9 protein-coding genes are annotated in these 13286 nt (G+C 61.7%); all 9 read right to left on the bottom strand.

Features of this window, described 5'->3' with window-relative positions:
• Window positions 1–2: 2 nt before the first annotated feature.
• Window positions 3–1460 carry a biotin carboxylase gene (locus ACGYK7_RS01640; protein WP_394398392.1) on the bottom strand — a complete coding sequence of 486 codons (1458 nt, stop codon included), beginning with the start codon at window positions 1458–1460 and terminating at the stop codon, window positions 3–5.
• Between the two features lie 17 nt (window positions 1461–1477).
• Window positions 1478–4213, bottom strand: a complete 2736-nt coding sequence (locus ACGYK7_RS01635; protein ID WP_394398390.1) for an aminotransferase class I/II-fold pyridoxal phosphate-dependent enzyme — start codon at window positions 4211–4213, stop codon at window positions 1478–1480.
• Between the two features lie 66 nt (window positions 4214–4279).
• Window positions 4280–5362: a carbon-nitrogen hydrolase family protein gene (locus tag ACGYK7_RS01630; RefSeq protein ID WP_394398388.1), complete on the bottom strand. Its 1083-nt coding sequence runs from the start codon at window positions 5360–5362 to the stop codon at window positions 4280–4282.
• A gap of 67 nt (window positions 5363–5429) precedes the next feature.
• On the bottom strand, window positions 5430–5861 hold the full coding sequence (locus tag ACGYK7_RS01625) for a universal stress protein (protein ID WP_394398386.1): 432 nt from the start codon (window positions 5859–5861) through the stop codon (window positions 5430–5432).
• A gap of 12 nt (window positions 5862–5873) precedes the next feature.
• The gene (locus ACGYK7_RS01620) at window positions 5874–8627 is read right to left on the bottom strand and encodes a TRAP transporter permease (RefSeq protein ID WP_394398384.1); all 2754 of its coding nucleotides are present in this window, start codon (window positions 8625–8627) and stop codon (window positions 5874–5876) included.
• A gap of 101 nt (window positions 8628–8728) precedes the next feature.
• Window positions 8729–9688, bottom strand: a complete 960-nt coding sequence (locus tag ACGYK7_RS01615) for a TAXI family TRAP transporter solute-binding subunit (RefSeq protein ID WP_394398382.1) — start codon at window positions 9686–9688, stop codon at window positions 8729–8731.
• Window positions 9689–9910: 222 nt separating this feature from the next.
• On the bottom strand, window positions 9911–11512 hold the full coding sequence (locus tag ACGYK7_RS01610) for an ABC transporter ATP-binding protein (RefSeq protein ID WP_394398380.1): 1602 nt from the start codon (window positions 11510–11512) through the stop codon (window positions 9911–9913).
• Complete coding sequence (locus ACGYK7_RS01605) at window positions 11509–12324, bottom strand: ABC transporter permease (protein WP_394398378.1); 816 nt, start codon at window positions 12322–12324, stop codon at window positions 11509–11511. The genes ACGYK7_RS01610 and ACGYK7_RS01605 overlap by 4 nt, the downstream gene beginning before the upstream one ends.
• Complete coding sequence (locus ACGYK7_RS01600; RefSeq protein WP_209217004.1) at window positions 12321–13268, bottom strand: ABC transporter permease; 948 nt, start codon at window positions 13266–13268, stop codon at window positions 12321–12323. The genes ACGYK7_RS01605 and ACGYK7_RS01600 overlap by 4 nt, the downstream gene beginning before the upstream one ends.
• Window positions 13269–13286: the final 18 nt, after the last annotated feature.

Raw genomic sequence — 13286 nt, 5'->3', positions numbered from 1 at the left:
TGCTACAGGATCTTGAACGCCGGATCAGAAAGCTCTGGACCGGCCGAGGCGGTGGGCAAGGGTTTGCCATCCACGCTGCGTTTGATCCCATGAATCCACTTTTTCGCGCGTTCGTTCAACTGGAAAGACTTGGTCATCGACCGCCCCCGCGTCACGAGGATACCGATATCCGCGCCCTCGTAGCGATAATCACCCGGTTGCAAGATGCGCAGGAAGAAGGCTTCGTTCTCGCTCTCTACCGCGCGGCGGTGATAGTCGAAACGGTCAAAGACCACCGTGCCGTCCTCCTTCATCTTGTAGATCCCGGTCTCTGGCGCTTCGGTGCAGATATCGACACTGTCCTCGGTGTGTTTGATGACCATCTGGCTCCAGCCGTCGATATTGTCCGGATCGGCCCAGCGGGCGTTCAACTCATCCACGTCGAGAGTGAATTTCTTGCGGCTGAACTCCAGCAGGTGGAACAGGAACAGCGGCGCATCGGCATGGGCGAAAGCCGCGTGGTTCGTCATCGAGCTTGCCCCGGTGATCCGCGGGTTCAACTCCCCCAACCACAGGTCGCCGGTCTTCTTGTCGATCAGGAAGTCCAATTCAAAATAACCGCGATAACCCTCTTTCCGCAGCTGTTCGCCGAACTTGAAGGTCAGATCGCGGGCCTTCTCGCGGACCTTGGGCGGGAAGGCGGTGGCGAGGATCTCGTTGCCGCACCAGCCGCCGCGGTAGGGGGTCAGCTCCTTGAAGCCGACAAGCTCGGTCATCAGCGGGCCGACGATGGTGCCCTCCTTGGTGGCGCAGGCCTCGATCGCGGCACCACGACAGTCGATCCGCTTCATGATCTTGATCTCGCCCTCGCCGACGATCTCGCTCTCGTGGCGGCGGAAATCGGCCTCGGACTTGATGAAGAAGGTGGTATGGCCACTATCGCCATAGGCTGATTGCAGCACGAGGTCATGGCCCAGATTGGCCTTCTCGCACATCTTGCGCAGGTGCTCGTAGCTTTCCACCTCGCTGAGCGTGTTCGGCACCGACGGCACGCCGGCCTTGTTGCCGATGCGCACCGTCTCGATCTTGTTGTCCATCGACTGGCGCAGTTTCGCTTTCGGGAACCAGACCTCGGCCCCGAGCTCCTTGGACAGACGCTCGGTCTCTTCGTCGAACATCAGGAAGACGAACTTGGGCTTGCCGCCGCGGCGCTTGACGAAGTCGATGACCTCCTTGTGCTGTAGCAGGTAGTTGTTGATGTCCTCGATGCTCTGGAACTCCGCATGGGGCTGTTCCGAGGGGCAAAAGACGTTGGGATGCTTGCCGCCGTAGCAGTCGATGTAGCAGATATATTTGAAATTTTTCACCCACTCATCGAGGCCCAAGAGGTTAAAGTTCGTGGCCGAGATGAAATAAACCGGATCCTCGTTTCGGTGAAAGAACCGGCGGATTTCGGAGATATTCTTGAGAATTTTTGCCATGTCGTAGGTCCTTTTGGTCAAACGGGTGAAGAAGAAAGGTCTTTGCGGCGCACGCGTTTCAGTGCCTCCGCGGTAAAGACACGTAGGCCCAGATCGGGCCGGTATCCGTGGATCTCGCTCACGTCGAGCGCGCGCATGAAGTCGAGAATTTCCTGACTGACGACCTGTCCGGGGACGAGGATCGGAAAGCCGGGCGGATAGGGGATGATGAAACTGGCCGAGACCACCGTGTCGCCCGCGTCCATCACCTCTTGCAAGGATCCGTTCAGGTCGAGATATTCACAGTTTTTCTCATCATAGGCGAGGAAGAAGGGCGTGCGAATGTCGCCCTCGGGCGTATCGGCGGCGCGGAAGGCTTCGTGGAAGCAACTGAAATCCGGCAGCGGCGGGTAGTTCTCCATCAGGTTGGTGACGCGGCGATCGAAGGACAGTTTCTCCATCCGGCTGGCATCGTCCAGCAGATCGTCGAGCGACTTGGCGATCTCCACCAGCACTTCGATCAGATAGGCCACGGACGAACGCGTGGTGCCGATGTTGGTCATGAACAGCACGGTATTGCGCGAGGTCTTGTTGATCTGGATGCCGTATTTATCCATCAGGATCTGGGTCTTGAAGGTATCGCCATCCCAGCCGGTGCCGCCCACGGCGAGTGTCACGCGGGTGGCGTCGAGCACGAATTCGTCCTGCTCCCAGCAATCCCACATGTCGGTCCAGCCCTGTTCGGTGTCGTAATAGCTGGTCACCCCGCTTTCGCGGTGAGTCTCGGGGATCATGTCGCCTGCGGTCAGCCCCTTGAAATACTTGCGCAGCAAGGGGTGTTCGCTGATCGCACGGCGCATCGACATTGCCGCCTCGACCTGACGCTGAACGAACTCGAAGCCCTCAAGCTCCACCTGCCGCCGCCCCACATCGAGCGAGGCGATGATCTGGTAGTTCGGTGAGGTCGAGGTGTGGGTCATATAGGCTTCGTGGAAGCTCTGCTCGACCTCGCCTTTGAAGTCCTGATCGTTGACATGAATCATCGAGCCCTGCCGCAGCGAGGTCAGCGTCTTGTGGGTCGATTGCGTGGCATAGGCCCGCACACGCGCCTGCGGCGGGGGGATCAGCCGGGTGTTGAGCAGGGTCTTATCATCCGCGTCCTTCAGGGTCTTTTGCTGCGCCTCATAGGCGGCGGCATGGGCCTCGGACTTGAACTTCGCCCGCAGGGTATTGGCCGCGTTCATCGCGGTGCGTTGGCGATATGTGGGACTAAACCGGGCGAAAGCGAACCACGCCTCATCCCAGAGGAAGATGAGGTCGGGCTTGATCGCCAGACATTCCTCCATCACCCGTTCGACATTGTAGACCAGCCCGTCGAAGGTGCAGTTGGTCAGCAAAAGCATTCGCACCCGATCAAGCTTGCCCGCCGCCTTAAGCTCCAGCAGCCGATGCTTGATCTCGCGCAGCGGCACCGCGCCATACATCGAGTATGCGTTGAGCGGATAGCTGTCGAGGTAACTCACCTGCGCGCCCGCCAGCACCATGCCGTAGTGGTGGCTCTTATGGCAGTCGCGGTCGACCAGAACGATGTCGCCGGGCCGCACCAGTGCCTGCACCACGATCTTGTTGCAGGTCGAGGTGCCGTTGGTGGCGAAAAACGTCTGTTTAGAGCCGAAGGCGCGGCTGGCCAGTTCCTGCGCCTCCTTGATCGGCCCATGCGGCTCTAGCAGGCTGTCCAGTCCGCCAGAGGTGGCGGAAGTCTCTGCCAAAAAGATATTCGGCCCATAGAACGCGCCCATGTCCTGAATCCAGTGACTGCGGGTGATCGACTTGCCGCGGCTGATGGGCATGGCGTGGAAAACGCCGGTGGGCTGTTTGGAATATTCCACCAGTGCGGTGAAGAAAGGCGACTTGTTGCGCGCCTGCACCCCGCGCAGGATGTTGAGGTGCAACTCCATGAAGTCTTCTTGATTGTAGAAGACCCGCCGACAAATCCCCAGATCGAGCCCCGCGATATCCTCGACCGAGCGTTCGGTGACCAGATAGGCGTCAAGCTCGGGCCGGACCTTGGCGATCATCCGGCAGAGCTCGGGGCCGTAGCTTTCAGGCTCAAGCGCGTCGATCTCAGCCCGCCCCCCCGCACGGGCGAGGTAGCGGGTCAGGATCTGTTGATCGACCTTCGATTTCAACGTCAGACCGGGGCGGACGACGATGGCTTGGATATTGTGGTTGAACATCACCGCGATCAGTGCGTCTTCGAGGCTGGGCACCACCACGGCTTCGTAGATGAACGGGTCTTCGGTCCGGCGCATGCGGGTGACGTTGCTGCGCAGCCAGCGTTCCTGCTGTTCGTTCACATTATCGACGATCAGCACTTCGAAATAGGGCTTGGCCAGCGCCCGCGCCTCGGGCGGCAGCATGGCCTCATCATCATGCTCGTCCTGATCCAGACTGTCGCGTTCCAGCGGAATGGTGCGGCGGCGATAGGCGCCGGTGGTCAGCGCGCGGGTCACCCGGTTCACGGCAAAGGCCAGATCCTCGTAATTGCCATGGGCGAACTGGCGGCGCATGTGGTCAAAGGCGGACATGCTCGGAAAGGCCCAATAGGGCTCGATCAGGGCCAGTGACTCAAACAGCGCCTCGATTTCCCTGCGCCCCTCCGCCGCGCCCTTGCCCTTCGGATCGCGCGACATGGCAGCGGCGGCGGCGCGCAGGGCGCTCCACCGATCCGACCGCAGTTGAATGGCCGAGGAATAGTCGTTCATAGAATGCATCAGTCGTCCTCTGCTTGAGGGCCGACCGATGCTTCAGGTAGCGCTTTGCGCGAACCTAACCTCGGCCTAGCCGCTGGTATTGTCGTTCTGCCCGGGCGTATCGGGCGTTGTATGTGTATCTGGCATGGCCGCCGCGGGGGCCGTGGGCGCCGGTGTCTGCGCCACCTCGGGCGCCGTCCCGGCGGTGGGGCTGGCAAGCGGCTCAGGCGGGAAACCGTTCTTGCCCTTATAGGTCGGAATCTCGGCAGGCACCTGCTGGGCGGGCACGTCGACATGCAGCCCCGCGCGGCTTCCCTGTTGCGGAATTTCGAGCGGGCCAAGGGTGTGCAGGAAGGCATCTGCGCCGCTGTCACGGTCATAGACCGGGAAGTCTGTCGGACGGTCGCGGAAGGATTTCAGCAGTTGGCCCAGCCCCTTCATCCCCGTCTCACGCTGACGGCGCACCATATTGAGGTCGATCTCGATCGGGAACATATCCTCCTGCCCCGCCGATTGGTGCAGCACCATCGAAGTCGGATCGACCACGCAGGAGCGGCCCACACCCCCGGCGCCAAGGCCATTCACGTCGAAGATATAGCACTGGAATTGCGCCGCCGTGGCGCGCGCGATGGCAAGTTCCGCATCCCGGTCCGTGGTGCCAGTCAAAACCGGGTGCAACAGCACCTCGACGCCCTGCGAGGTCAACTGCCGCGTCGTTTCGGGGAACCACATGTCATAGCAGATCGACAGGCCAAAGCGGCCCACATCCGGCACGTCGAAAATACAGAACTCATTGCCCGCCGCGATCCCGGCCTCATAGGGCCGGAAGGGGAACATCTTGGCATAGCGGCGCACCACTTCGCCTTCGGGGTTGATGACGACCGAGGTGTTATACACGCGGCCGTCTTCGGGATGCTTGAGGAACATCGAACCGGGGATCAGCCAAACCCGGTGGCGCCGGGCGGCAGCCTGAAACTGTTCGATCGTCTCATTCTCGGGCGGCAGGGCAAACCGGTCAAGCGGGCCGAAAGGCGCCAGTTCGGAAAACAGCACCATCTGCGTCCAAGGGAAACGCGCCATCAGGATGTCGAGCCGCTGGATCATGCCCTCGACATTGGGCTGCAAGGCATTGACGTACATCTGCACGCCGGCAATCGCGAAAGGGGTCATGCGTGAATACTCCGAACTACGCGGCGCAATGGACCATTTCCTTGCCTATCTCCGCGACGCACGTGTCTTACGCCCTCACGACCAGAACGGAAACAGGCGAACGACGCACAATGCGGTCGGCGTTGGACCCGACGAGGAATTCGCGCAGGCTGTCGGGGTGCTCGGACCCCATGACCACCAGATCGGCGTTTGATTTCTTTATTGTTTTCAGTGCCTCGCGGTGGATCTTGCCGAACTTCAGGTGCTGCTTCACCTTTACGTCATCAGGCACCGCACGTTCGACCAACTGCTCAAGCGCCTTGGCCGCGCGGCCCGTCGCCTGTTTCTCGTAATCTGCGGGAAAGAACCCTTCGACCAGCGGCGTGCCCATGTCCGGCACGACCGAGAGGATATGCAGCGTGCCTTTGGAGAGGCGGATCATGTCGATCGCCTGCGGCAGGGCCTTTTCCCATGATTTCGGGTCGCTCAGATCAACGGTCAGCAGGATGTTATCGAACATGATGCGCTCTCCTTATGCTGTCGCAGGCTTACGGGGGGCCTGCGCGGCACGGCCCCGTTGCAAGAAGACCACCAACGCCAGAAGTAGCAGGGCGGGGATGAACATCCAGTACTTGCTGGGTTGCGGCATCGGCTTCAGCACCCGCAGCACCTCTTGGTCCCAATCAAGGCCCGCGCCCTGCGCCGGACTGTCGTAGAGGACATCGTCGATGATCATCTTGTCGCCATCCTCGCGGAACATGAGCCCCGCGGCCTCCAGCTTCTCGGCCCCAGTCTCACCTTCGCCGATGGGCAGCAGCGCCACGAACTCCAGCGGATCGCCCAGATCGTTCACGCCCGAGATGCGCAGCCGCAGCCGTTCGCCTGCGGGGGTTTCTTCGGCGGCCTGCACGATTTCGGTCGGGGCTTCCTCGCTATAGGGCGGATAGATCATGTCCATCCAGAACCCCGGGCGGAACAGGGTAAAGGCGATGAGCAGCAGCGCTATGGTTTCATAGAAACGGTTGCGGGCCAAAAACCAGCCTTGGGTCGCCGCCGCGAAAAGCAGCATGGCCACGGTGGCCACCACAAAGATGAACAGCCCCTGCCCCCATGTGACCCCGATCAGTAGCAATTCCGTGTTGAAGATAAACAGGAACGGCAGCGCCGCAGTGCGCAGGGAGTAGAAGAAAGCGACCAGACCGGTGCGGATCGGATCACCGCCCGAGACGGCGGCGGCGGCAAAGCTCGCCAGACCCACCGGCGGGGTCACATCGGCCATGATACCGAAGTAGAAGACGAAGAGATGCACCGCGATCAGCGGCACGATCAGCCCGTTCTGCTGGCCCAGCGTCACGATCACCGGCGCCAGCAGCGCCGAGACCACGATATAGTTCGCCGTGGTGGGCAGGCCCATGCCAAGGATCAGCGACAGGATCGCGGTGAGGAACAGGATGGCAAGGATATTGCCGCCCGAGAGCACCTCGACCACGTCCGCGAGCGCCGAGCCGACACCGGTCTGGCTGACCGCGCCCACGATGATTCCCGCTGTCGCCGTGGCGATGCCGATGCCGATCATGTTGCGCGCGCCGGTGACCAGACCGTCGATCAGGTCAAGGAACCCGGCTTTGACATCATTCAGGAACTGGCTCTCACCCCGGAACATCGCCATCAGCGGGCGCTGCGTCAGCAGGATAAAGATCATATAGGCCGCGGCCCAAAAGGCCGACAGGCCCGGCGACAGTCGGTCCACCATCAGCGCCCAGACCAGCACCACGACGGGCAAGATGAAATGCAGACCGGAACGCGCAGTCGGCCCCGGCATCGGCAGGGTCGTCACCTCGGCGTTGGGGTCCTCCATTTCAAGCGGTTCTTCCTTGCTCGCCACGTAGAGCAGGCCGACATAGACCGCCGTGAGGAAGACAAAGATGATATAGCCCGCCGTTTCGGGGAAGGCCGGGCGGATCCAGCCCATCAGGTAGTAAACCGCGAAGGACAGCGCGCAGATCGCGATGATTGCAAAGGCGATGCCGATAAGCTGCTGCACCAGCGGCTTGGGCGTATAGGCACGCGGCAGACCCTGCATCCCGGCTTTCATCGCCTCAAGATGCACGATGTAGACCAGCGCGATGTATGAGATCACCGCAGGCAGGAAGGCGTGTTTGACCACGTCGAAATAGGGAATGCCGACATATTCGACCATCAGGAAGGCCGCAGCCCCCATCACCGGCGGCATGATCTGCCCGTTGACCGACGAAGCCACCTCGACCGCGCCAGCCTTCTCGGAGTTGAAGCCCACCTTCTTCATCAGCGGGATGGTGAAGGTGCCCGTGGTCACCACGTTGGCAATGGAAGAGCCCGAGATCAGGCCGGTCATGGCCGAGGCCACGACCGCCGCCTTGGCCGGGCCGCCACGCATGTGGCCCATGAGGCTGAAGGCAACTTGAATGAAGTAGTTGCCCGCGCCCGCACGGTCCAAGAGCGAACCGAAGAGCACGAAGAGGAAGACGAAGGAGGTCGACACACCAAGCGCGATGCCGAAGACGCCTTCGGTTGTGATCCATTGGTGGTTCACGATCTCCGAAAGGCTGTTGCCCTTATGGGCGATGATGCTGGGCATATAGGGGCCAAGCACGGTGTAGAAGAGAAAGACGCTCGCCACGATCATCAGCGCAGGCCCAAGGGCGCGGCGGGTGGCTTCGAGCAGGATCAACAGGCCGGTCACCCCTGCGATATAATCCGGCAGGATCGGCGCGCCGACGCGGTTGGCGATGTCACGGTAGAAGATAAAGAGATACAGCGCACAAAAGGTGCCGACGATGGCCAAGGCCCATTCCCAAATCGGAATGCGGTTCTTGGGTGAGCCAAGCAGCACGGTCGCGACCACAAAGGCCGCCGGGATCGGGATCCACCAGATGGCGGTGGAGTCTTTCGTGCTGGCCATAAAGAGCGCGGCAAGAACGATGGGAACGATGACGCCAAGCGCCACCTGAAAACTGGTGCGCGTGGCCGGAAACACCATGATGCCAAGGAATACGGCAAAGCCAAGGTGGATGGAGCGGGCCAGCGTATCGTTGAAAAGGCCGATGGGCGAGGCGATGTAGAGCTGGAACAGCGACCAAGCCAAGGCCACTAACAACAGCAATGTGCCCATTAACCCGCTGACAGAACGCCCACCCGTATCGGAAGAAGCGACAAGTTCGTCCAGTTCCGCCTGGCTCAATCCGCCCCGGTCACCGGTCGCGGCGGTTTCGACAGCCGCCGCCTTTTGCTGGTCCTTCTCAGACATATCGTCCCCCTGTCGGCTCCACCTTGGGGCGGATGCGCATATTGTTCTTCGGGCCTCTGACGGCAGCGTACCGCCGCCAGAGCTATCATGTCACGGATAGATTACTCGAGCCAACCTTGCTCTTTGTAATACTTCTCGGCGCCGGGGTGCAGCGGCGCGGAAAGACCGCCCGAGATCATTTCCTCTTGGGTCAGGTTCTCAAAGGCAGGGTGCAGACGCTTGAAACGGTCGAAGTTGTCGAAAACCGCTTTGACCACCTGATAAACGACTTCGTCGTCAACATCGGCAGAGGTCACAAAGGTAGCTTTCACACCGAAGGTTTTCACGTCTTCGTCGGTGCCCTTGTACATGCCGCCCGGCACGGTGGCCTCGGCATAATAGGGGTTGTCGTCAATCAGACCTTGGATGGCGTCACCATCCACGGGGATCAGCTTGGCGTCGATGGTCGACACGGCTTCTTGGATCGAACCGTTGGGGTGACCCACGGTGTAGATGATCGCATCCACCTTGTTGTCGCCCAGAGCGGCGGCTTGCTCAGCCGGTTTCAGCTCGGAGGCCAGTGCGAAATCGTCCAGCGTCCAGCCCTTGGCGTCCATCACGACTTCCATGGTGGCGCGCTGACCGGAACCGGGGTTGCCGATGTTGACGCGCTTGCCTTTGAGGTCATCGAACGACTCGATGCCGCTGTCGGCACGGGCGATGACGTTGAAGGGTTCACCATGCACGGAGAAGACCGCGCGCAGCTTGTCAAACTTGTCACCCTCGAACTGGGAGGAGCCGTTGTAGGCGTGGAACTGCCAGTCGGACTGGGCCACGCCCATGTCCATGTCGCCCGCCTTGATCGCGTTGATGTTGGCGATCGACCCGCCGGTGGAGGGCGCGGTGCACTTCAGGTTGTGATCCGCGGTACCACGGTTCACCAGACGGCAGATCGACTGACCGACGACAAAGTAAACGCCCGTCTGACCACCGGTCCCGATGGTGATGAATTTTTCCTGCGCCATAGCCGCAGTGCCGGCCACCATGGCACCGGTCATCGCGAGCATTTTGAACATTTTCATAAGATGTCTCCCATTGTTATAATTGGCGGACCACCCTTTAGGCGGACACCATTGCATGCACAAGTAGAGCGCCGCAGCCTTCAGGCAATTGACTGGGCTGGGAAATTCTTCACACGCCATTCAGACCGCGAGCAGACATGCCCCTGTGGCGGGAATCCCCGATTTCACGTTAGGTCGGTTTTTCATCGCAATCAATGCGGCTGACCCCTGGGGCCGCAAAGCCTATCCGACGGGCTGGGACAGGTCAGGCAGAACCGGCGCGGCGGCGATCAGCGATTTGGTATAGTCATGCTGCGGCGCGTCAAAGACCTGCGCGGTCTCTCCGGCCTCGACGATCTTGCCAGACTGCATCACCAGCACCCGATCCGTCACCGTGCGCACCACCGACAGGTCATGCGAGATGAAAAGATAGGTCAGGTCATAGTGGCTGCAAAGATCGGCCAGCAGATCGAGGATCTGCGCCCGGACCGAGACATCCAGCGCGCTGACGGCCTCATCGAACAGGATCAACTCGGGCCGGATGATCAGCGCCCGGGCAATGGCGATCCGCTGGCGCTGACCGCCGGAGAATTCGTGAATGTATTTCCGCGCATCCGCCGGGCGCAGTCCCACGGCGGTCAAGGCTTCGTCGATCGCGCGGGTTCGCTCGGCCCCCTGCGGCGGGGTGTCGAGCAGGTGAAACGGCTCGGTCACCAAACGGTCGACCCGGTGGCGCGGGTTGAAACTGCCGAAGGGGTCTTGAAACACCACCTGCATTTTGCGCCGCACGGCAAGGTTCGGCTGCGTCCCGGTAAAGACTGGCTGGCCATCGACAGTGATACTGCCCTCTTGAACCGCCTCCAGCCCCAAAATCGCCCGGGTCAGGGTCGATTTCCCGCAACCGGATTCCCCGACCAGCCCCAAACGCTCCCCCCGGTTTAGGGTAAAGCTGAGGTTGTCCACCGCGCGGAACGTGCCGGGCGCGCCAAAGAGTGTCTTGCGCGGCAGATGGTAATCGCGGCAGACGCCTTTGACCTCTAGCAGGGGCTGAGGCGCGGGCGGCGCGGGCAGGTTCACCTCATGGCGGGAGGCGGCGAAAAGCATTTTGGTATAGGGGTGCTGCATGTTGTGCAGCAGGGCCTGCGTCTCCCCCTGTTCGACGATCTGCCCCTTGCGCATGACGATAATCCGGTCGGCCATATCCGCCACGACGGCAAGGTCGTGGGTGATCATCAACAGCCCCATGCCGTCTTCGCGCGCCAACCGCGTCAACAGGGCGAGGATCTGCGCCTGCGTGGTGACATCCAGCGCGGTGGTCGGCTCATCGGCGATCAGCAGGCGGGGGCGCAGGGCGATGGCGATGGCGATCACCACCCGCTGGCGCTGGCCGCCGCTCAATTCATGCGGATAGCGCGACAGGGGGAAGCGGTCTTGAGGCAGGCCGACGCGGGTCAACGTATCGGCAGCGCGGGCCTCAGCCTCGGCCCGCGAGACGCCGGGTTCATGCACGCGGATGGTTTCGGCCACTTGGCGACCGATGCTTTGCACCGGGTTGAGCGCGGTCATAGGCTCTTGGAACACCATGCCGATGTCATTGCCGCGCATATCGCAGAGCGCTGCCTCGTCCATCTGGGTCAGATCGTCGTCGCCCAGCATGATATGCCCGGTGGTCCTCGCGCCCTTGGGCAAGAGTTGCATCGCCGCCAGTGCGGTCATCGACTTGCCCGAGCCGCTTTCCCCGGTCACGGCCACAATCTCTCCCGGTGCGACGGAAAAGGTCACCCCATCAAGGATGCGCAGCCCGTGAATCGAGAGCGAAAGATTGGAAACGGTCAGAAGCGTCATGTGCGTGCCACCCTCAGGCGGGGATCGAGCAGGTCGCGCAGCCCGTCACCCATCAGGTTCAGCCCCAGCACCGTCAGGATGATTGCGAAACCGGGCATCAGGGCCATATGCGGCGCGATGCTAACCATGGTCTGCGCATCGGCCAGCATCCGGCCCCAAGACGGCACCGGCGGCTGCGCGCCGAGGCCGACATAGCTCAGACCCGCCTCGGCCAGAATGCCCAAAGAGAACTGGATGGTCCCCTGCACGATCAGCAGATTGGCGACATTGGGCAGGATATGCTCGAACGAGATACGCGCGGCGGATTTGCCCGCCACCCGTGCTGCCATGATGAACTCCCGCTGCCAGAGCGACAGCGCCGCACCACGGGTGATCCGGGCGAAAACGGGAATGTTGAAGATGCCGATGGCGATGATCGCATTGATCGCCCCGGCGCCAAAGACCGCCGTAATCAGAATGGCGATGACGATGGCCGGAAAGGCAAAGACCAGATCATTGCCGCGCATGATGACCTCATCCACAAGGCTGCCGCGCCGCGCCGCGGCCCAAAGCCCCAACGGCACGCCCACGCCCATGCCAATGCCCACCGCCACCAGCGCCACGGCGATGGAGGTGCGCGCGCCGACCATGATCATGCTGAGGATGTCGCGGCCAAAGTGATCCGTCCCCATCGGATGCGCCAACGACGGGCTACGCAGTTTGTTCGCGATATCAAGCCCGGCATAGTCATAGGGCGTCCAGACAAAGGAGATCAGCGCGGCGAGCAGAAAGACAGAGGTCAGCACGACCCCAAGCAGCAGGTTGCGGTTCATGTGCGGGCCCTCAACCGGGGATCGACGGCAGCATAGGCCAGATCGACAAGGAAGTTCACCAGGATCACCGAAAAGACCAAGAGCATGACGACCGACTCGACCACGATCAAATCCCGCGCCGAGATCGACTGAAACACCAGCCGCCCCAGCCCCGGCAGGTAAAAGACCTGCTCGATAATGATCGACCCGGCCAGCAGGAACGAGAACTGCAAGCCGATGATGGTCAGCACCGGGATCAGCGCATTGCGCAGCCCGTGCCGCCAAAGCGCCTGCCGCGCGGTCAGCCCCTTGGCCCGCGCGGTCCGCATGAAGTCTTCGCCCAGCACATCCAGCAGGGCCGAGCGCATGACCCGCGCAAGGATCGCCGCCTGCGGCAAGGCCAGCGCGATGGCGGGCAGGGTCAGCGCGTGCAGCCCGGCGAAAAGCCCCTTGTCCCAGCCGACGAACCCACCCGCCGAAAACCAACGCAGATTGATCGAAAAGATCAGCACGAGGATCATGGCGAACCAGAAGTTCGGCACCGCCACGCCCAATTGCGTCGCCCCCATCACGCCCACATCCCCCGCCCGACCGCGGCGCGAAGCGGCATAGATGCCCGCCGGAAAGGCCACGATGACAGAGAGGAAAAGCGCATAGAGCGCCAAGGGCACAGAGACCCAAAGCCGGTCACCGATCATCTCGGTCACCGGGGTGCGATAGGTGTAGGAGGTGCCGAAATCACCCTGCAACATGCCACCGACCCATTCCAGATAACGCTCTGGCCGGGACTGATCGAGCCCCAGTTCACTGCGCAGCGCGGCCAGTGTTTCGGGCTGGGCATTCAAGCCCAGCATAAAGGACGCCGGATCGCCGGGGGCGACCTCGATCACCATGAATATCACCAGCGACGCAACCGCGAGACTGATGAGCAAGGAGAGAAATCTTTTCAACGCATAGCGCAACATAGCGCGGAGGTTAGGCGG

The sequence above is a fragment of the Sulfitobacter sp. 1A15299 genome (genome assembly GCF_043556915.1).
Classification (GTDB): Bacteria; Pseudomonadota; Alphaproteobacteria; order Rhodobacterales; family Rhodobacteraceae; genus Sulfitobacter.
The sequence above is the reverse complement of the archived record's forward strand: the minus strand, read 5'-3'. Positions and strand labels throughout refer to the sequence as shown.

Coding starts and splice junctions, on each gene's coding strand:
- ACGYK7_RS01640 (WP_394398392.1), bottom strand. CDS start 1,460: ATGGCAAAAATTCTCAAGAATATCTCCGAAATCCGCCGGTTCTTTCAC.
- ACGYK7_RS01635 (WP_394398390.1), bottom strand. CDS start 4,213: ATGCATTCTATGAACGACTATTCCTCGGCCATTCAACTGCGGTCGGAT.
- ACGYK7_RS01630 (WP_394398388.1), bottom strand. CDS start 5,362: ATGACCCCTTTCGCGATTGCCGGCGTGCAGATGTACGTCAATGCCTTG.
- ACGYK7_RS01625 (WP_394398386.1), bottom strand. CDS start 5,861: ATGTTCGATAACATCCTGCTGACCGTTGATCTGAGCGACCCGAAATCA.
- ACGYK7_RS01620 (WP_394398384.1), bottom strand. CDS start 8,627: ATGTCTGAGAAGGACCAGCAAAAGGCGGCGGCTGTCGAAACCGCCGCG.
- ACGYK7_RS01615 (WP_394398382.1), bottom strand. CDS start 9,688: ATGAAAATGTTCAAAATGCTCGCGATGACCGGTGCCATGGTGGCCGGC.
- ACGYK7_RS01610 (WP_394398380.1), bottom strand. CDS start 11,512: ATGACGCTTCTGACCGTTTCCAATCTTTCGCTCTCGATTCACGGGCTG.
- ACGYK7_RS01605 (WP_394398378.1), bottom strand. CDS start 12,324: ATGAACCGCAACCTGCTGCTTGGGGTCGTGCTGACCTCTGTCTTTCTG.
- ACGYK7_RS01600 (WP_209217004.1), bottom strand. CDS start 13,268: ATGTTGCGCTATGCGTTGAAAAGATTTCTCTCCTTGCTCATCAGTCTC.